1 pseudogene is annotated in these 402 nt (G+C 44.0%); it reads right to left on the reverse strand.

Annotation, left to right across the window (positions count from 1 at the left end):
• Window positions 1–300: pseudogene (locus AKJ31_RS22350) on the reverse strand (hypothetical protein); the annotation flags it as partial.
• Window positions 301–402 lie beyond the last annotated feature (102 nt).

Here is a 402-nt window from a genome sequence, read left to right on the forward strand (position 1 = left end):
CATCGAAATTGGCGGTACAATGATAGAACGCAATGCATTCTTACCGTCTTCTGCCATAGGTGCGCCATCTTCAAACTGACTGACTGCGGACTCCATATAGTTCAACCAGTAATCGCGTTCACGGTTAATGTTTACCATGATAACATTGTTATAGAACGCTTTATTATTCCAGGTTGTCAACATTGGCTCTACGTAGAAACGCTCGCCCATCTGCGCTTTAATTTGGTCTTGGATGTCACTGTGACGCTGGAAACTCGCAAAGTTAAGTCCAGGCTTCATCTCCATGCCACGCTTATCCATCTCCGCCTTCCAACGGCGATTTGCTTCGTTCAAAATTTTGGTATTAACCGCATTTTTAAAGACAGTGATCTGATTTAGGGACCATGTTTTCGGCAACGTTAG

The sequence above is a fragment of the Vibrio hepatarius genome (assembly GCF_001274785.1).
Classification (GTDB): Bacteria; Pseudomonadota; Gammaproteobacteria; order Enterobacterales; family Vibrionaceae; genus Vibrio; species Vibrio hepatarius.